This is a genomic window from Ancylobacter sp. IITR112 (genome assembly GCF_041415945.1).
Taxonomy (GTDB): Bacteria; Pseudomonadota; Alphaproteobacteria; order Rhizobiales; family Xanthobacteraceae; genus Ancylobacter.
This window is the reverse complement of sequence record NZ_JBGCUS010000001.1, coordinates 3,279,916-3,296,313: the sequence shown is the minus strand read 5'-3', so window position 1 is coordinate 3,296,313 and position 16,398 is coordinate 3,279,916. Positions and strand designations below refer to the sequence as shown.

At 68.1% G+C, this 16,398-nt stretch carries 19 protein-coding genes; all 19 read right to left on the bottom strand.

Annotation, left to right across the window (positions count from 1 at the left end; genetic code table 11):
• Positions 1-303: 303 nt before the first annotated feature.
• Positions 304-1,116: a protein-glutamate O-methyltransferase CheR gene (locus AAC979_RS15685; RefSeq protein WP_371347801.1), complete on the bottom strand. Its 813-nt coding sequence runs from the start codon at positions 1,114-1,116 to the stop codon at positions 304-306.
• Entirely contained in the window at positions 1,113-2,297 is a 1,185-nt protein-coding gene (locus AAC979_RS15680; RefSeq protein ID WP_371347800.1) for a chemotaxis response regulator protein-glutamate methylesterase, read from the bottom strand. Before AAC979_RS15680 ends, AAC979_RS15685 begins: the two co-directional genes overlap by 4 nt.
• Positions 2,294-2,674 carry a response regulator gene (locus AAC979_RS15675; RefSeq protein ID WP_371347799.1) on the bottom strand — a complete coding sequence of 127 codons (381 nt, stop codon included), beginning with the start codon at positions 2,672-2,674 and terminating at the stop codon, positions 2,294-2,296. The genes AAC979_RS15680 and AAC979_RS15675 overlap by 4 nt, the downstream gene beginning before the upstream one ends.
• A 25-nt stretch (positions 2,675-2,699) precedes the next feature.
• Positions 2,700-3,173, bottom strand: coding sequence for a chemotaxis protein CheW (locus AAC979_RS15670; RefSeq protein WP_371347798.1), 474 nt, complete (start codon positions 3,171-3,173; stop codon positions 2,700-2,702).
• Positions 3,170-5,842, bottom strand: a complete 2,673-nt coding sequence (locus AAC979_RS15665) for a chemotaxis protein CheW (RefSeq protein ID WP_371347797.1) — start codon at positions 5,840-5,842, stop codon at positions 3,170-3,172. The genes AAC979_RS15670 and AAC979_RS15665 overlap by 4 nt, the downstream gene beginning before the upstream one ends.
• Before the next feature lie 56 nt (positions 5,843-5,898).
• Entirely contained in the window at positions 5,899-7,572 is a 1,674-nt protein-coding gene (locus tag AAC979_RS15660; RefSeq protein WP_371347796.1) for a methyl-accepting chemotaxis protein, read from the bottom strand.
• 20 nt (positions 7,573-7,592) lie between these two features.
• Positions 7,593-8,111 (bottom strand): hypothetical protein, encoded by a 519-nt coding sequence (locus tag AAC979_RS15655; RefSeq protein WP_371347795.1) that lies wholly within the window; start codon positions 8,109-8,111, stop codon positions 7,593-7,595.
• A complete protein-coding gene (locus AAC979_RS15650) occupies positions 8,108-8,488 on the bottom strand; it encodes a hypothetical protein (protein WP_371347794.1) in 381 nt (126 codons plus the stop codon). Before AAC979_RS15650 ends, AAC979_RS15655 begins: the two co-directional genes overlap by 4 nt.
• On the bottom strand, positions 8,485-8,994 hold the full coding sequence (locus AAC979_RS15645; protein WP_371347793.1) for a rod-binding protein: 510 nt from the start codon (positions 8,992-8,994) through the stop codon (positions 8,485-8,487). Before AAC979_RS15645 ends, AAC979_RS15650 begins: the two co-directional genes overlap by 4 nt.
• Positions 8,995-9,034: 40 nt before the next feature.
• On the bottom strand, positions 9,035-9,436 hold the full coding sequence (locus AAC979_RS15640; protein WP_371347792.1) for a hypothetical protein: 402 nt from the start codon (positions 9,434-9,436) through the stop codon (positions 9,035-9,037).
• Between the two features lie 3 nt (positions 9,437-9,439).
• Positions 9,440-9,757, bottom strand: a complete 318-nt coding sequence (locus tag AAC979_RS15635) for a flagellar biosynthetic protein FliR (RefSeq protein WP_371347791.1) — start codon at positions 9,755-9,757, stop codon at positions 9,440-9,442.
• Positions 9,675-10,196 carry a flagellar biosynthetic protein FliR gene (locus tag AAC979_RS15630; RefSeq protein ID WP_371347790.1) on the bottom strand — a complete coding sequence of 174 codons (522 nt, stop codon included), beginning with the start codon at positions 10,194-10,196 and terminating at the stop codon, positions 9,675-9,677. Before AAC979_RS15630 ends, AAC979_RS15635 begins: the two co-directional genes overlap by 83 nt.
• Positions 10,193-12,277, bottom strand: coding sequence for a flagellar biosynthesis protein FlhA (flhA, locus tag AAC979_RS15625; RefSeq protein WP_371347789.1), 2,085 nt, complete (start codon positions 12,275-12,277; stop codon positions 10,193-10,195). Before flhA ends, AAC979_RS15630 begins: the two co-directional genes overlap by 4 nt.
• Before the next feature lie 6 nt (positions 12,278-12,283).
• Positions 12,284-12,550 (bottom strand): flagellar biosynthesis protein FliQ, encoded by a 267-nt coding sequence (gene fliQ / locus AAC979_RS15620; protein ID WP_371347788.1) that lies wholly within the window; start codon positions 12,548-12,550, stop codon positions 12,284-12,286.
• Between the two features lie 3 nt (positions 12,551-12,553).
• Positions 12,554-12,949: a flagellar hook assembly protein FlgD gene (gene flgD, locus AAC979_RS15615; protein WP_371347787.1), complete on the bottom strand. Its 396-nt coding sequence runs from the start codon at positions 12,947-12,949 to the stop codon at positions 12,554-12,556.
• 166 nt (positions 12,950-13,115) lie between these two features.
• Positions 13,116-13,514 (bottom strand): flagellar biosynthesis repressor FlbT, encoded by a 399-nt coding sequence (flbT, locus tag AAC979_RS15610; protein ID WP_371347786.1) that lies wholly within the window; start codon positions 13,512-13,514, stop codon positions 13,116-13,118.
• A 9-nt stretch (positions 13,515-13,523) separates the two neighbouring features.
• Complete coding sequence (gene flaF, locus AAC979_RS15605; RefSeq protein WP_371347785.1) at positions 13,524-13,871, bottom strand: flagellar biosynthesis regulator FlaF; 348 nt, start codon at positions 13,869-13,871, stop codon at positions 13,524-13,526.
• 16 nt (positions 13,872-13,887) lie between these two features.
• The gene (locus AAC979_RS15600; RefSeq protein ID WP_371347784.1) at positions 13,888-14,937 is read right to left on the bottom strand and encodes a flagellar hook-associated family protein; all 1,050 of its coding nucleotides are present in this window, start codon (positions 14,935-14,937) and stop codon (positions 13,888-13,890) included.
• Positions 14,938-14,940: 3 nt separating this feature from the next.
• A complete protein-coding gene (flgK, locus tag AAC979_RS15595) occupies positions 14,941-16,392 on the bottom strand; it encodes a flagellar hook-associated protein FlgK (RefSeq protein WP_371347783.1) in 1,452 nt (483 codons plus the stop codon).
• Between the last annotated feature and the right edge of the window lie 6 nt (positions 16,393-16,398).

Sequence of the window (16,398 nt, the reverse complement as noted above, 5' to 3'; positions counted from 1 at the left end):
ACCGCGGACAGGGGGAGCCCCGTCCCGCGCCGCTGTCGGCGTGGCGCGTCGGAGCGGGCAGGCGCAGAGCTTCGCCGTCAGGCTAGGGCCGCCCCTGGCGGATCGCATCACCCATATGGGTGTGCCCTGCGCCGTTTCGGCGCTGCCAGAGTTCGCAGGGGCGGGCGCTGCCGGGGGGCGACGGGAGGGCCGTTCAAGCGGAAAAGCCGCCCGGGCGGGCGGCTTCTCGCGTGGCGGGGCGCGGCATGGGCCGGCGCCGTGCGGGGGCGGGGGGCCAGGGGCCGGCGCCTTGCTTTTGCCGGCTCACGTCTTGCGGACGTAGAAGCCGTGCTGGCTGCCGGGCACCAGTTCCGAGGACAGGCCCAGCACGCTTTCGGCGCCGCCGAGCACGAGATAGGCGTCTGGCGCCATGATGGCGGCGATGCGGCTCAGCACGTCGCTCTTGGTCGGAGCGTCGAAATAGATCAGCACATTGCGGCAGAACACGATGTCGAACTGCCCGAGATGACCGAAGGGCTGCAGCAGGTTAAGCCGGGAGAAGCGGACCATGGAGCGGATATCGGCATTGATCCGCCACATGTCGCCCTCCTGGTTGAAGCACTTCAGCAGATAATGCACCGGCAGGCCGCGCTGCACCTCGAACTGGGTGTAGAGACCCTCCTTCGCCCGTTCGAGCACCTCGCCGGACAGGTCGGTGGCGATGATCTCCACCCGCCTTCCGCCGAGCAGGCGCTCATTGTCGCGCAGCAGCATGGCGATGGAATAGGGCTCCTGCCCGGTGGAGGCGGCGGCGCACCAGATGCGCAGCGGCTGTCCGGGCGGGCGGCGCGAGACGATGCCGGGAATGATCAGCGACGCCAACTGCTCGAAGGGCCGCTTGTCACGGAAGAACAGCGATTCATTGGTCGTCATCGCCTCGATCACCGCCTCGGCCAGCGGCGAGGTTCCGCGCTCGCGCAGCGCGGCGACAAGCAGCGCCACATTGGGGATCGAGGCCTTGCGCATCACCGGGTCGAGCCGCGTCTCCAGCAGATAGTGCTTGTCGTCGGTGAGGGCGAGGCCGGATTTTTCCTTGAGAAAGCGCCGGAGGAACTCGAATTCGGTCGGCCCGATCATTCGCGGCCTCCCGTGAGCATCCGGTTCACCTTCGGGCCAATTTCGGTGATGGGAAGAATGCCGGCGCAGGCGCCGATCGCCGCCGTCGCACCCGGCATGCCCCAGACCACGCTGCTTTCCTCGTCCTGGGCGATGATGCTGCCGCCGAGATCGGCGATTTTAAGCGCGCCGCGCGCGCCGTCCGAGCCCATGCCCGTCAGCACGATGCCGAGCGCGGCGGCGCCATAGATGCCGGCGACGGATTCGAACATCGGGTCGACCGCCGGCTTGCAGAAATTCACCGGCGCGGTGTCGAGCAGCCGGATGCGGCTGACACCGCCGCTCTGCACCACATCCATGTGCAGCCCGCCGGGGGCGACATAGATCTGGCCGGCGACGAGATCCTCGCCGTCGCGTCCTTCCGCGCAGCGCCGGCCCGAGGCGCGGGCGATGTGTTCGGCCAGAATGGCGGTGAAGGTGGCCGGCATATGCTGCACCACCAGCACCGGCACGCGGCCGAGCGAAGGGCCGATATCGCTGAACAGTTTGGTCAGCGCCTGCGGTCCGCCGGTGGAACTGCCGATGGCCACGATGCCGGGCGGCATCCGCGAATAGGCGCGCAGCTTGCCGTCGGCCTTGCCGAGACCGGGAATCTTCGGCGCGGCCGGCGCCGGGGCTGGGCTGGCGGCGGTGCCGGCGGTCGATCCCACCGGCGGACGGGGCATGGAGCGGCGGCGCACGCGCTGGCCGAGGCTGCGGGCCTTGGCCAGAAGCTCGGCGCGGAACTCTTCCGCCGCCACCGGGCCGCGCGCGCTGTCGGGCTTGGGCAGATAGTCGGCCGCGCCGAGGGTGAGGGCGCGCAGGCTGACCTCCGCGCCGCGACGGCTCAGCGCCGAGGCGACCAGCACTGCGGTGTTGGCCTTGCGCTCAAGGATGAGCGGCAGGGCGGTGAGGCCGTCCATGTCGGGCATTTCGAGATCGAGGATGACCACGTCCGGCTGCGAACTCTGGACATCGTCGGCGGCGCGGCGGCCATTGGGATGGGTGCCGACCACGGTGAACTCGCCGGATTCGCCGAGCCACTTGCTGAGGATGCCGCGCATGAACACCGAATCATCGACGATCATCACCTTGATCGGCGGTCCGGAAGGCTGCGCCTGCGCCGGCGCGGCGGGCGTGCCAGGGGGACGTGCGAGCGTCATGTGGGCTCTTCCTCCAGCAGACCGACCTCGACAAGCTTCTCCCGCAGGATGTCCGCGTCGAACGGCTTCATGATGTATTCGTCCGCCCCGGCGGACAGGGCCGCGGCGATGTGGGAGGCATCGTTGTTGGTGCTGCAGAACACGACGCGCGGCGAGCTGCCGCCCGCCTCGTTGCGCAGGCGTTCCAGGAACTCGACACCGGACAGTTCGGGCATGTTCCAGTCGAGCAGGATGCCGTCCGGCATGGTCCGCCGGCAGCGTTCGAGCGCCACGGCGCCGTTCTCGGCCTCGTCGACCGTGAACGCCCAGCCCTCCAGCATGCGCCGCGCGACCATGCGCACGACATTGGAATCGTCAACGACAAGAAAGGTCTTCATCGGCTTGGTTCCCGGCTCCGCCCCTTCATGCCGCGTTGCGCACGCCACCGACGGTGGCGAGGACACGCTCGACATCGAGCACCACGAGAAGTTCCTCCGCCAGGCGGTGGACGCCCTCGGCGAACTGCGTCCATTCCTCATCGAGATTGGGCGGGCTGCTCTCATAGGTGCTGGGATCGAGCAGCAGCACGTCGCCGACGCCGTCAATGAGCAGGGCGAAGGCTTCGCCCGTGCGCTCGATGCCGACCGCCATGCGGGCGAGGGTGCCGTCCGCCAGGCCGAGCAGGCGGCGCATGTCGATCATGGTGACGATGCGGCCGCGCAGGTTCAGCACCCCGTCGATCTCGCGCGAGGCGAGCGGCACGGGAGTGATGCGGTCGGGCACGAACACCTCGTTCACCGACGAGATCGGCAGGCCGAATAGCTGCCCGCCGACCCGGACCGTGACATATTGATGGGCGTCGCTGCGCCCTTCCACATTGGCAGCCGCAGTGCTCATGCCGCCTTCTCCTCATCCTCGTGGACCGCGAATTCGCGCAGCGCGGCCAGCAGGCCGTTGCGGTCGAACTTCGCGACATAATCGGTGAAACCGGCCATCCGGCCGCGCTCGATGGAATCCGGGTCGCCGCCGGTGGCGATGGCGATGATCGGCAGGGTCTCCATATGCAGCTCGCAGCGCACGCGCTCGGCGAAGCCGATGCCGTCGAGGCCGCGCAGGTCGACGTCGCTGACCACCGCGTCGAAGCGGGCGTCGCCGGAGAGCTTCTCCAGCGCTTCGCTGGCGGAGGTGCAGGAGGTCACGGCATAGCCGTTGCCCTTCAGCACCGGTTCCAGCATGGCGCGATGGAAGGCGTTGTCGTCCACCAGCAGCAGCCGGCCCCCGCGTTCATTGGCATGCCCGACGGGGATGTCGAAGCTCTCGCCGAAGGCGCGCTGGACGAAATGGGCGACATCCAGCACCTCGGTCGCCGTACCGTTGATGATCGCGCCGCCCATGATGTCCGGCGAGGCCGAGGACAGCTTGAGTTCGAACGCGGTCTCGACGATGTCGACGATCTGGTCGACGACGAGGCCCATGGTCCGCTCGCCTTCCGAGAAGATGAGCAGAGGCTGCTTGCCGGACGTTTTCCGTTCCACCTCGTCATTGGCGTAGAGGATCGGGATGAGCGTGCCGCGATACTGCGCCACGCAGCGATCCGACAGGCGCTCCACATCCTCGGCGTCGAGTTCCTCCAGACGGGTGACGAGAGCGAGCGGCACCGCCTTGAGCCCCTGCGCACCGGCGCGGCAGAGCAGCAGCGACATCTTGTTGGAATCGGCCCCGCGGCCGGCATCCGCCTCGCTCCGGCTGGCCTCGCCGGTCTTGTCCGACCGCGACGCCGCGACCTGGGACAGGCCGTTGGGATCAATGATCATGATGACGCGCCCGTCGCCGAGAATGGTGCTGCCGGAGACCAGGGAGATGCCGCGCAGCACCGAGGCCAGCGGCTTCACCACGATTTCCTCGGTGTGCGAGACGCTGTCGACCACCACGCCGAAGCGCTGGCTGCCGACCTGCATCACCACGATCAGCTCGCCTTCGGGGCGCTCGCCCCAATGGCACGACAGGCCCATCACCGCGCCGAGATCGAGGATCGGCAGCAGCCGGTCGCGCAGGCGCAGCACATGGGCGTGCTTGATGAAGCTCAGCGAATGCTCGCTGTCGCCGCGCACCCGCACCAGTTCCACCACCGAGGTCTGCGGCAGGGCGAAGCGCTCGCCGGTGGTCTCCACGATCAGCGCCGGGACGATGGCGAGGGTGAGCGGGATCTTGATGGTGAAGGTCGTGCCCTCGCCGCGCTTCGAGCGCACATCCACCGTGCCGCCGATCGCCTCGATATTGCAGCGCACCACATCCATGCCGACGCCGCGGCCGGAGACGCTGGTGACCTGCTGGGCGGTGGAGAAGCCGGCATGGAAGATGAAGCGGAACGCCTGCGCGTCGGTCATGCGGGCGGCATCGGCTTCCGTGCACAGGCCGTTCTCGACCGCCTTGGCCTTGATGCGGGCGACATCCAGCCCGCGCCCGTCATCGGCGATCTCGACGATGACATGGCCACCCTCGTGATAGGCGGCGAGGCGGATCGTGCCCTTTTCCGGCTTGCCGGCGGCACGCCGCGCGGCGGGCAGTTCCAGACCGTGATCGGCGGAATTGCGCACCATATGGGTGAGCGGGTCCTTGATCTGGTCGAGGAGCTGCCGGTCGAGTTCGGTCTCGGCGCCGTGCTGTTCCAGCTCGATATGCTTGCCGAGCTCATGGGCGAGGTCGCGCACGATGCGCGGCAGCTTCTGCCAGGCATTGCCGATCGGCTGCATGCGGGTGCGCATCACCGCTTCCTGCAATTCGCCTGTCACGGTGGAGAGCCGCTGCAGCGGGCTCTTATATTCGCTGTCCTCGTTGCGGCGGCTGATCTCCATGAGCTGGTTGCGGGTCAGCACCAGTTCGGAAACCATCGTCATCAGATGTTCGAGCACGGAGACGTTGACGCGGATGGTCTGCGCCGCGGCAGCCGAGGGATCATGTCCGGCCGCGGCCGGCTCGGCCTCGGCGGCGCCAGCCCCCTTCGCCGCCGGCGCGGCGGGTGCCTTGGAGGCCTTGGCGGGCGCGTCCACCGCCGTTTCGCGGAACATGCGCTCCAGCTCGTCCAGCGGCACCTCGCCCGGCAGCAATTCGCGCTCCAGCGAGCCGATGGCGGACGCCACCGGCACGTCCAGCGGCTCGGGTTCCGGCACCAGCGGCGGGGCGCTCTCTTCCGCCGCGGCTTCCGCTTCCAGCGCGCTGATCAGATCCTCGTCCGCGCCGGGCGGCTCGACGCCGTCGCTGCGCTCGATATCGGCGAGGATGCCCTTGATCCGGTCGATGGTGCGCAGGATGAGATCCACGGAGCCCGACTTCACCGGCCGGCCGTTGCGGAATTCATCCATCAGCGTCTCGGCCGCATGGGCGAGCCGCGCCAGCCGCGCCAGGCCGATAAAGCCGCATGTGCCCTTGATGGTGTGCACGAGGCGGAAGATGTTGTTGAGGATGTCCCGGTTGTTCGGGTCGGTTTCGAGCCTCAGAAGTTCGCCGTCGGCGACATCGAGACTTTCGCTGGTTTCCGTCAGGAATTCGCGGAGCAGGTCGTCCATGACACTCACTGGATTTGGATGATCTGGATGCCGGCGCGCGGGGCGCCGGCACGGGCTCAGGCGGCGCGGATACGTTCGATGAAGGTGTCGACCTGAACGCGCAGGTGGCTGGCCTGCGCGCCGAGATCGGCGGCGGAGCGCACGATTTCGGACGAGACGCGGCCGGTATCGGCGGCCGCGACGCTGACCGTGGAGATGCTGGACGAGACTTCCTGCGTGCCTTGGGCCGCCTGGTGGACGTTCTGCGCGATCTCGCCGGTCGCCGCGCCCTGCTCGTCGATCGAGGTGGCAATGGCACTCGAAATCTCGTCGATCCGGCGGATGGTGCCGGTGATGTTCTCGATCGCCCGCACCACATCATTGGTGGCGCCCTGCACGGCGGCGATCTGCGAGGAGATTTCGTCGGTCGCCTTCGAGGTCTGCTCGGCGAGGGTCTTCACTTCCATGGCCACGACGGCGAAGCCGCGCCCGGCCTCGCCCGCCCGTGCCGCCTCGATGGTGGCGTTGAGCGCCAGCAGGTTGGTCTGCGAGGCGATGTCGGTGATCAGGTTGACCACCTGGCCGATGCGCTGGGCGTTGGTGGCGAGGCCGCGCACCACATCGGCCGTGCCGGTCGCCTGCTCGGTCGCCTCGCCGGCGATCTTGGCGGCGGTGGAGACCTGGTGGCCGATCTCGCGCACCGAGGCGGCGAGTTCCTCGGCGGCGGAGGCGGCGATCTGGACGTTGCTCGTCGCCTGCTCGGCGGCGGCGGCGACGACGGTCGACTGCTTGCTGGTCTCGTCGGCCGACGAACTCATGCTGGACGCGGAATGTTCGAGCTGGGAAACGGCGGCGGCCACCGAGCGGACGACGCCGGAGACCTCGCTGTCGAAGCGGTCGGCGAGGTCGCGCATGGTGCTGCGCTTCTCGGCCTCCATGCGTTCCGCATTGGTGGCCTGCTCGGCGCGCAGGCGCTCGGCGTCGCGCAGCGTGCCCAGAAGCTCGCCGGTGGAGCGCCAGAGATCGCCGATCTCGTCCTTGCCGGGATTGGGATCGACCTCGACATCGAGCTTGCCGTCGGCCACCGCCTTGACGGTCGCGATCACGCGGCGGATCGGGCGGCTCAGCGTCACCACGCCGATATAGAGGCCGGTGCCGATGCCGATCAGCAGGCCGACGACGGTGGCCACGAGGATGACGAACCCGGCCCAGGAACTGACGGTGTTGAACTCCTCGCGCAGCGGATCGGTCATGTCGCGCAGCCGTTCGACATGGTCTTTGAGCGAGACCTGCAGCGCCTTGCGGTTGGCGCGGTTGGCTTCGTTATTGCCCTGCACATTGGCCGCCTGCGGGCCCTCCACCGTGGCGAGGCGGGCGGTCTCCGTGCGGAAGGTAACGAAGTCGGCGACGTCCTTGGCGACCGGGCCGAAGCTCGCGCGCACATCGGGATCATCGCTGGCGGCGACATCCTGCGCGGTCTCCTCCAGCTGGTTGAGGCTGCGCTTCAGGCCGGCGACGAAAGGCTTTGCGGCATCAGTGTCCTTCGACATGTAGATGCCGCGCGCGTCCATGACGACGGTGCTGACCAGACCATTGATCCGTTCGGCCAGGAATGCCTGGCGGTGCAACTGGTCGAGCTTGTTGGCAAGACGGGTCTCGTGCCCCAGCGTGTAGACCGATATGCCGCCGACGATCGCCGTGGTCAGGCCGAGCGTGGCAACGATGGTGTAGATTTTGCCGGTGATCTTCATGAGGACGGTTCCGGGTGAGCTCAATGGGTGGCTTTGTCGCCTGATGCGGCAGGTTTTTTCTTCGGCGCATTGCCGGTACGGTCGACGAGGGCACGTATTTCTGACTTGTCGATGTAGTTGATGCCGTCGACGAGTATTTCGTTGATGACCTCGCCGTTCAGTTTCTCGTTGGCCCGCTTTCGGATGTTGTCCATCATTTCCGCGAGGTTGTATTTGGACAGTTTGCCGAACTCGACGCGACCTTCCGTGTAGATCTCGTCGAAGGCGGCGTTGGTAACGAAGATCTGCGGTTCGATCGGCATCTTGCGCAGCGTCGCCGCGTCGGCGGTGAAGACCAGCTTGGCGATCACGTAGCCACGCACGGTGCCGTCGATGATCATCGGCACATTGATCGGTTCGAGCCGCTTGTATTCGAGGCCCGCGAGATAGGGTTCCTCGCTCTTGCCGCCGGCCGACCCTGTCATCCAATAGGCCCCGCCATAGCTCGCCAGCAGCGTGACCACGCAGACCCAGAGGCCGATGAACAGCAGCCGCATCATCGTGCGGCCTGCCGGTTGAGCTGGGCGAAGGAATAGGTGCCGTCGGACTCCGCCTCGCCCATCTCGCGGCCGAGCAGAGCGGCGATTTCCTGAGCGGCGGCGAGGTGAATGCGCAGCATGTCCTGATTGGCTTCCAGCCGCGTGCGCAGGCCGGCGAGACGCGCCGAAAGAGCGCTCTCGCCCGGCCCGCCCGGCTGCGCCGGCAGCGAGCGGATGGCGCGGGTAAGTTCCAGCAGGCTGCGGCTCTTGCGGCGGTTGATCTCCTCGAAATCGAGCGGGCGGCGCCGGGCGAGCGCGCTCGTCTCCTCGTCGACCGCCTCTTCCAGCCGGTCGAGCAGGCCGTTCAGCGTCAACAAGGCGGGGTTGGCGGTCATCATGTTTGCTGCCCACCCCGCGCCGCGGCGAGGTGCTGTGCGATGCCGATGCCGCCGGACTTGGCCACCTCATCGGCGATGCGCTCGGCCAGCATGGAGCGCCAGACCTGCCCGGCAGTGCCGGCGCCGAACAGGGTGGCGCTGGACTTCGGCAGCAATTGTTCGACAAAGCCGCTCAGCACCATCGCCTCGAAACGGCGATAGGGAGAGGCGGCGCCGTCATCGCGGCGGGAGGACAGGGCGGTGGCATTGGAAAGGGTGCGGGCGGAGAAGGTGCCGAGCGGGCTCATCCCCTCGCCCAGCGCGGCCGCGCGGGCGCCCTGATCGGCGAGGGCGTCGTCGAAGCCCGCGCCCTCGAAGCCCGCGCCCTCGACGCCGGCGGCCTCGGCCAGCGCGCTCGCCGAGGTTGACGCAGCCTCGCGCAGGCGCGCCGCCATGGCCTGCGCCTTGTGCGGATCGGCGGCCTTCACCACGTCGAGAAGGATATCGGACGGAGGCTGGATGCTCATCGGCTGCACCGTTACATTTTGACCGGTGCAGCCTCGCAGGTCAGGCTGGCGGGAAGCTTGCGCCACTCCGGGCGATGAAGGCTTCCAGCGCGTCGTCGAGATCGGCGCGTTCCTGCGCGGCATGGGCGTGCTCGGCGGCCTTGCCGGTCATCCGCTCGGCGCGCTTCAGCCGCATCGCCGCTTCAAGCGCGACGGCCCGCTGGCGCGCCACTTCCCGCTGCAGCCGGGCGATCTCGGCGTCGAGCGCGCGCAGGCGCGGGGCGGCGAGGGCGATGACGAAGGACGGGATCGCCTCGTTGTTGAGAACAGCGAGAACCTCGCGCCGTTCCCGCTCGACCCCGGCCAGCGCCCGCTCCAACTGGGCCAGCGCGCTTTCCGCCCGCTGGTGCATCTGCCCCTGCAGGGCTTCGATCCGGCGCGCCTTGCGCAGGGGAGCGAGCATGGTTCAGCCTTTCACCAGCCAGGAGGCGAACGCCTCCATGAAGATGCGCAGCACATCGTCCACCGTCACATAGAGCAGCAGCAGCCCGCCGGCGGTGACGATCGGCATGGCGATGAAATAGACCGGGATCTGCGGGGTCAGCTTGTTGATCAGGCCGACGGCCAGATTCACCACCACGGAATAGATCAGGAACGGGCTCGCCAGCCGAAGGCCGAGCAGAAACGTGTCGCTCAGCCGGTCAACGACGAGGCCGAGCGAGGCCCCGGCCTGGAAGGTGCCGGCCGGCGGCAGGCGGGCATAGGATTCGACCAGCGCCCGCAAAATCTCCCAGTGCTGTTCCGTGGCGAACAGCAGCGCGGATGGCCGACAGCCCCATCAGCGTGGCGATCTCCGGCATCTGGCCGTCATCCTCGGCCATCATGCTGGAAGGAGTGGCGAGGCCGACAGTCTGCGCCGCCGCCGTCATCAGCGTCTGCAAGGCGAGAAAGAAAATGCGCGCCAGCAGGCCGATGACGCCGCCGGTGGCGAGTTCGCCGCCAATCGCCAGCAGGAGCTGCATCTGCGACAGGCCCGCCACGGTGCGGGCGATCTCGTCGCCGAGCAGGGGGGTGAAGGCATAGGAAATGCCCAGCGCCAGGAACAGCCGGATCTTGGCCGGCAGCCGGCTGCTGGAGAAGGCCGGCATCAGCATGAAGCAGGCACCGATGCGGCAGAAAATGAGGAACGCCGCCACCAGCGGCGCCTCGGCCGGGCCGTTCACGCGATCGCCCCGAGCGAGGAGATTTCCACCCCGCGCGCGATCTCCACATGCGAGAGCACCGGCAGGGCGGGGAACATGCGCTCGATGATCATCCGCACATAGGGTCGAGCGTCGGGTGCAGTGACCAGGGCGAAGCTGCCGGCGCTGCGCATGCGCTCGCGAATGGCGACGGAGGCTTCCGTGCCGAACTGTTCGACCAGGCGCGGGTCGATGTCGAACTCCACCACCTCGCCCTTGGCGTCGCGCTTCAGGCTTTCATGGAAGGTGAGGTCCCATTTGCCGCCGAGACGCAGCACCTTCAGCACGCCGCCTTCGGAGAGGTCGCCGCAGATCTGCTGCGCCATCCGCATCCGCACATGCTCCACCACCTGCTCGGAGCGCCGGGCATGCGGCACGATTTCGGCGATGGCTTCGAGGATGAGGTGCAGGTTGCGGACCGAGACGCGCTCGGCCAGCAGCAGCTTCAGCACCGCCTGGAGCCCGGAATAGGAAATCTGCGAGGGGCACATATCCTCGATCAGCCGCTTATATTCAGGATCGAGCCGGTCGAGCAGCGCCCGCATGTCCTTGTAGGACAGAAGCTGGGCGAGATTGTTCGACACCACCTCGCTCACATGGGTGAGCATGATGGACAGCGCGTCGATGGGCACGAAGCCCTCGCGCTTGACCTCTGCCGCATAGGCGTCCGACACCCACAGCGCCTTCATGCCGAAGGCCGGCTCGCGCGTCTCGTCGCCGGGAACGTCCGGGCGCGGGCCTTCGCCCACCACGACGAGGGCCTCGCCGATGCGCATCTCATGGCCGGTGATGGCGGTGCCGTGCAGCCGGATCTGGTAGTTCTTGGCCGGCAGGCCGAGCCCTTCCGACACCTTGATGTCCGGCACGACGAAGCCGTAGCGCTCGGCGAATTTGCGCCGCATCTTGCCGATGCGGTGGGCCAGTTCCGCCGGATTGCGCAGCACGATGGTGGCGAGCTGCTTGCCCACCACCACCTCGACCTCGGCGGTGCGCAGCGATTCCTTGACCGAATCCTTGGCTTCGGCCGCGGCCTGCTGCTGCGCTTCCTTCTCGCGGGCCTGTTCCGCCTCCTTCTGGCGGGCGAGGTGCTGCGGCACCTTGTAGCCGACAAAGGCCAGGACCCCGCCCAGCGCCGCGAAGGGAATGAGCGGCAGCCCCGGCACCAGAGCGAGGCAGAACAGCAGGGCGGCGGCGACATAGAGCGCGCGCGGATAGGCGCCGAGCTGGCCGAGCACCGCCTTTTCGGTGGCGCCGCGCGTGCCGCCCTTCGACACCAGAAGACCGGCGGCGAGCGAGACGATGAGCGCGGGGATCTGCGAGACAAGGCCGTCGCCCACCGAGAGGCGGGTGAAGATGTCCGCCGCCTCGTGCAGCGCCATGCCGTGGCGGGTGACGCCGATGATGATGCCGCCGAAAATATTGACGGCGATGATGATGAGGCTGGCGACCGCCTCGCCGCGCACGAATTTCGAGGCGCCGTCCATCGAGCCGAAGAAGGAGCTTTCCTCCTCCAGCTCGCTGCGCCGTTGCTGGGCTTCCTTGTCGTCGATGAGGCCGGCATTGAGATCGGCGTCGATCGCCATCTGCTTGCCGGGGATGGCGTCGAGGGTGAAGCGCGCGCCGACCTCGGCGATACGGGTGGCGCCCTTGGTGATGACGAGGAAATTGACGGTGATGAGGATGACGAAGACGATGATGCCGATGACGAAATCGCCGCTCATCACCAGTTGCGAGAAGCCGCTGATGATGTGGCCGGCGGCGTGAACGCCCTCGCCGCCCTCCGCCAGGATGAGCCGCGTCGTGCCGATGCCGAGCGCGAGGCGCAGCACGGTCGCGATCAGCAGCACGGTGGGAAAGGCGCTGAATTCCAGCGGCTTCTGAATCCACAGCGCCACCATCAGGATCAAGACCGACAGCGCGATGGAGAGCGCCAGCCCGAAGTCGATGAGGGGGGCGGGTATGGGCAGGAACAGGACGGTGAGGATGGCGACGATGCCGGCCGCAAAGCCGATGTCGCGCCGTGAGGCGCGCTCGGAGGCGGGGGCGGCGGTCAAGGCGCTCATGGGGCTTCAGAATCCGGTGCCGATGCGGCCGTAGATTTCCTGGGTGAAGGCGAGGATCTGCTGGCCGACGAAAGTGGCGGTGAGGGCGGTGACGACGAGCACCGCGATGATCTTCGGAATGAAGGTGAGGGTGACTTCCTGCACCTGGGTGAGCGCCTGGAACAGCGCCACCCCGATGCCGACCAGCATCGCCGCCGCGACGGCGGGGCCGGAGGCGATGATGATGGTCCAGATGGCGGCCTGGACGATGTCGAGGGCGTCTGCCTCGTTCATCGCTCAGGCGATCCGGATGCCGGCGCCGAGGGTGAGTTCCCGGCCGTCGGTGAGGGTGGCGACCGGCGCCTCCGAGGTGATGCGCACCGAGGCCACCTGCCCGGTCACGCTGCCATCGGCGCTGGTGACGGTGCGCCCGACCGCGGCGTCGGCGATCTGCAGCGCGGAGGAGGTCAGCAGCCTGTCGAGCTTGGCATTGGCCGAGACGCTCTGCTCCACCTGCGAGAAGGAGGCGAGTTGGCCCAGATACTGGGCGCTGTCCATCGGCTTGGTCGGGTCCTGCATCTTCATCTGGGCGACGAGAAGCTGCAGGAAGGCGCTGTAGTCGAGCGTGTCGCCGGACGACTTGGCCGGCGCGGCCGCGCTCGTGCTGCCACCGAGGGCGTTGATGCTGGTCATGGCGGAACTCCCTTGGGGCCGCGCGCAAGAAGCGTCAGCGGCGGCGTCGGCGGCGGCGGTGGTGCGGCGCGGAAAAAGCTCTAGAGCACGCGGATAACGCGTTCTCTATCTTAGAGTTAGAGGGCGATTTACCGATCAGATTGATTCAATCTGATCGGATCGCGCTCTAGGCGGCGCGGGGGGCGTCGCAGCCGAGAATGGTTTCCTCGATGAGGAACAGCCGGCGGATGGCGCGCAGCGCGTCGAAATAACGGCCGCCATCGACGAGTTCGCCGATCTGCGTCAGCGCGGCGATCATCGATTCGGTGCTGAACGAGACGACGAGCGCGGCAAGCTGCTCGCGGAACAGGCGCTGGGCCTGCGCCTGCCGGTGCGGCTCGATCAGCATCATCTGCACGACGAAATAGAGCTGGCGCAGCGGCGTGGTGGTGTCTTCCACCTGCAGCACATGGCTCTCCAGCAGGAAGGCCACGTCGTTCATCAGTTCGACCGTCACCCGCCGGTCGACGCGGATGACCGCTCCGTTGAGGAACAGCCGTTCACCCGGCTTGAGGGAAATCTGCATCGCATCGCCTCACATCAGCCCGTCGCGGATGGAGCGGTTGACCTCGATCAGGCCGGCGAAATTGGAGGAGCGCTCCTGCACGATCTGGTCCGCCTCCTTGATGACCCACAGGCCGATGGAGATCAGGTTGCCGCGCAGTTGTTCGGCCAGCTCGTTGTGCGGGTCGCTGAGATCGCGAATGAGGAAGCCCCAGAGCTTCTGCAGATAGAGCACCGCTTCGGCCGCCTCCGGCGAGGACGGGCCGTTCGTCTGCGCGCGCGTCAGCATGTCGATGGCGCGGTCGAGCGCGAGGCGCTCTTCGTCGCGCCCTTCGGCGGCGGAATCGCCGAGTATCTCGGCATAGGAGAAGCGGTACATCTTTAGACCTTTCGTCCTAGACGTAATCCATGATGGAAAGTTTCAGTATTCGAGAGGTCAGCGAATAGGACATCTCGATCTGGGTGGTCATGGTGTCGAAGCGCGTCTTGGCCTCGGCGGGGTCGATGCCTTCGAGCGCATTGAGGCGGCGATCCGTGGCGTCGATGGCGCCACGCATCAGCGTGTCGGCGGCCGCGATGCGGCTCTGGGCGGAACCGATGCGGGTCGAGATGTCGGTGACGCCTGAAATGGCGCTGCCGAGCAGCGATCGCGTGCGGTCCAGCACCATGTTCAGCGCGTCGCCCTTGATGTCGGTGCCCCCGAGCGTCGCCATCATGGTGTATGCCATGGCGAGCTTGCGCATGGCTGGCTCGTTGGCGTTCGCCCCGACCTCGACGCGGGCGGTGGTGGAGATGGCGGCGCTGCGATTCTCGCTGTCGGCGTCCGACCAGGTCGCGCTCCAGCCCGGCTCCTCGAACGCGGCGGCGAGGGTGGTGTCGATGAAATCGGCGAGATCGGTGGCGGAAATCTGCGCCACCGCCGGGTCTTTCCACGGGTCGGCCGGATCGAGCCCGAAGCGGGTGGCGAAGGCGCCGGCGAGGGCCGCCTGCGGGCCTTCGTCGAAGCCGTTCATCGGCTTCGTGCCGCTGTTCAGCCCGCCGAAAAGATAGCGCCGGCCATCGGTGAGGTTGAGCGTCGAGGTGAGGGCGTCGAGGGCGGCGCGGCCCTGCGCGCCGAGCACCCGGGCGCCGCTATTGGCGTCGGAGATGCCGACCATGGCGGCGAGGAAGCTGTCGGCCTGGCCGCGAATGTCGTCGAGCGCGGTCTGGGTGCGGTCCAGCGACGCCTCGGTGGCGGCATTACCGTCGATCAGGCTCTGCAGCGAGGTCTGGTCGCGGCGCAAAGTGAGGTTCTCGCCGATGCCGACGCCGAGATCGCGGCCGATATCGGCCCGCCGGCCGGTGGTCAGTTCCTGGCTCGCCTTGGCAAGCTCGCTCTGCAGCCGCGGCAGCGCGGCGCGGGGGGAGTTGTTGAGCGTCAGCGTCGAGATGAAGCTGGAATGCATGGCTTACCTCACGGCCTGGAACAGCGCGTCGAACAGGCTGTTGACCACGGCGATGAGCTTCGCCGAGGCCTGGTAGCTGCGTTCGAGGTCGAGCTGGCGGGCATATTCCTCGTCCATATTGATGCCGGTGGCATTGGAGAGCGCCGAGGAGGCATGGGCGAGCAGGGCGGTTTCGCTTTCCGCCGCGTTGGCGGCGAGCTGGCGCTGGCCCTCCAGCCAGCCGGTGGAGGCGGCGGCGTAATCGGCCAGCGTCGACTGGGCGGGGATGCCCGAGGCGGGGTCGAAACTGCGCACCTCGGCCAGAGCGGCGCTGCGGCCCTGTAGCGCATCGGCGAAGCTCGCCGGGCCGGCATTGGCGACATAGGCGGCGCCATTGATGCCGCCGTCGCGCAGCAGGCTGGGCGTGCCGCCCTGTGCGGGATCGACGGCGGGATTGACGGTGAGCTTTGCCGCCAGCCCGGTCGCCTGCGTCGGCAGGTTCGCCGAGCCATCGGTGAACAGGCCGGGCGCGTCCGGCGCCCCGCCGCCGCTCTGGTCCGTTTCGGCGAAAGCCTGCACCACGGCGAACGCCATGGAATCAAGCTGCGTCTCCAGCGTCACGGCGGTCTGGTCGCGCAGCTCGGCGAGGCCGGCGAGGCGGCCGGAGCGCAGCGGCATGGTGGCGTCCGCCCCGGTGACGCTGACGCCATCCACCATCACCGCCTGGCCGCTCATGCCGGCGGTGAGCACCGGCGTGGTGGTGAAGCTGACGCTGCGCGGCGTCGTCTCGAACAGGGTGGCGCCGCCATCGGTGTAGAGCACCAGATCATTATTGCCGCGCGAGACGGCGGTGACGCCCATTTCCTCGGCGATGCCGGCGAGCAGCGTGTCGCGCCGGTCCATCGCGTCGCTGACATCGCGGCCGGCGCCGGTTCCCCGCACCACCGTGTCGTTCTCGGTGGCGAACTGCCGGAGCAGATCATTGACCCGCGCCACCGAGCGCGCCATGCCGGCATCCGCATCGGTGCGGACGGCGCGCACGGTCGCGGCGGCGGAACTGAGCGTGCTGGCGAGATCCTGCGCCTTCGTCACCAATTCGGCGCCGAGGGCGGGATCGTCCGGCGCATTGGCGAACTGGGTGACGGCGTCGCTCAGCGCGCCGAGGCGCGCGGCGGGCGCAGTCTCCCCGGTGGCCTCGCCAAGCCCGGTGCGCAGGCGGTCCAGCCCGTCGAGCACCGCCTGCCGGTCGGCGGCGTTGGAGGTCGCCCCGAGCATGCGCGTATAGAGCGGCCCGTCGCTCGCCCGCGAGACCGTGACCACCGTCGCCCCGCCGGAAGCCTCCGTGGTGGTGACGGCGATCTTGCGCGAGGAGCCCGGCTGGCCCGCATTGGCGATGTTGCGCGCGGTGGTCTCGATCTGGGTCGAGGTCGCCGCGAGCGAGGACCGGGCGGTGTTGAGGGCGAGCGACAGGCTCATCGGCGT

Coding starts and splice junctions, on each gene's coding strand:
- AAC979_RS15660 (WP_371347796.1), bottom strand. CDS start 7,572: ATGAAGATCACCGGCAAAATCTACACCATCGTTGCCACGCTCGGCCTG.
- fliQ (WP_371347788.1), bottom strand. CDS start 12,550: ATGAACGAGGCAGACGCCCTCGACATCGTCCAGGCCGCCATCTGGACC.
- AAC979_RS15670 (WP_371347798.1), bottom strand. CDS start 3,173: ATGAGCACTGCGGCTGCCAATGTGGAAGGGCGCAGCGACGCCCATCAA.
- AAC979_RS15640 (WP_371347792.1), bottom strand. CDS start 9,436: ATGCTCGCTCCCCTGCGCAAGGCGCGCCGGATCGAAGCCCTGCAGGGG.
- AAC979_RS15650 (WP_371347794.1), bottom strand. CDS start 8,488: ATGATGACCGCCAACCCCGCCTTGTTGACGCTGAACGGCCTGCTCGAC.
- flgD (WP_371347787.1), bottom strand. CDS start 12,949: ATGACCAGCATCAACGCCCTCGGTGGCAGCACGAGCGCGGCCGCGCCG.
- AAC979_RS15665 (WP_371347797.1), bottom strand. CDS start 5,842: ATGGACGACCTGCTCCGCGAATTCCTGACGGAAACCAGCGAAAGTCTC.
- AAC979_RS15680 (WP_371347800.1), bottom strand. CDS start 2,297: ATGACGCTCGCACGTCCCCCTGGCACGCCCGCCGCGCCGGCGCAGGCG.
- flbT (WP_371347786.1), bottom strand. CDS start 13,514: ATGCAGATTTCCCTCAAGCCGGGTGAACGGCTGTTCCTCAACGGAGCG.
- AAC979_RS15685 (WP_371347801.1), bottom strand. CDS start 1,116: ATGATCGGGCCGACCGAATTCGAGTTCCTCCGGCGCTTTCTCAAGGAA.
- flgK (WP_371347783.1), bottom strand. CDS start 16,392: ATGAGCCTGTCGCTCGCCCTCAACACCGCCCGGTCCTCGCTCGCGGCG.
- flhA (WP_371347789.1), bottom strand. CDS start 12,277: ATGAGCGCCTTGACCGCCGCCCCCGCCTCCGAGCGCGCCTCACGGCGC.
- AAC979_RS15600 (WP_371347784.1), bottom strand. CDS start 14,937: ATGCATTCCAGCTTCATCTCGACGCTGACGCTCAACAACTCCCCCCGC.
- AAC979_RS15675 (WP_371347799.1), bottom strand. CDS start 2,674: ATGAAGACCTTTCTTGTCGTTGACGATTCCAATGTCGTGCGCATGGTC.
- AAC979_RS15655 (WP_371347795.1), bottom strand. CDS start 8,111: ATGATGCGGCTGCTGTTCATCGGCCTCTGGGTCTGCGTGGTCACGCTG.
- flaF (WP_371347785.1), bottom strand. CDS start 13,871: ATGTACCGCTTCTCCTATGCCGAGATACTCGGCGATTCCGCCGCCGAA.
- AAC979_RS15645 (WP_371347793.1), bottom strand. CDS start 8,994: ATGAGCATCCAGCCTCCGTCCGATATCCTTCTCGACGTGGTGAAGGCC.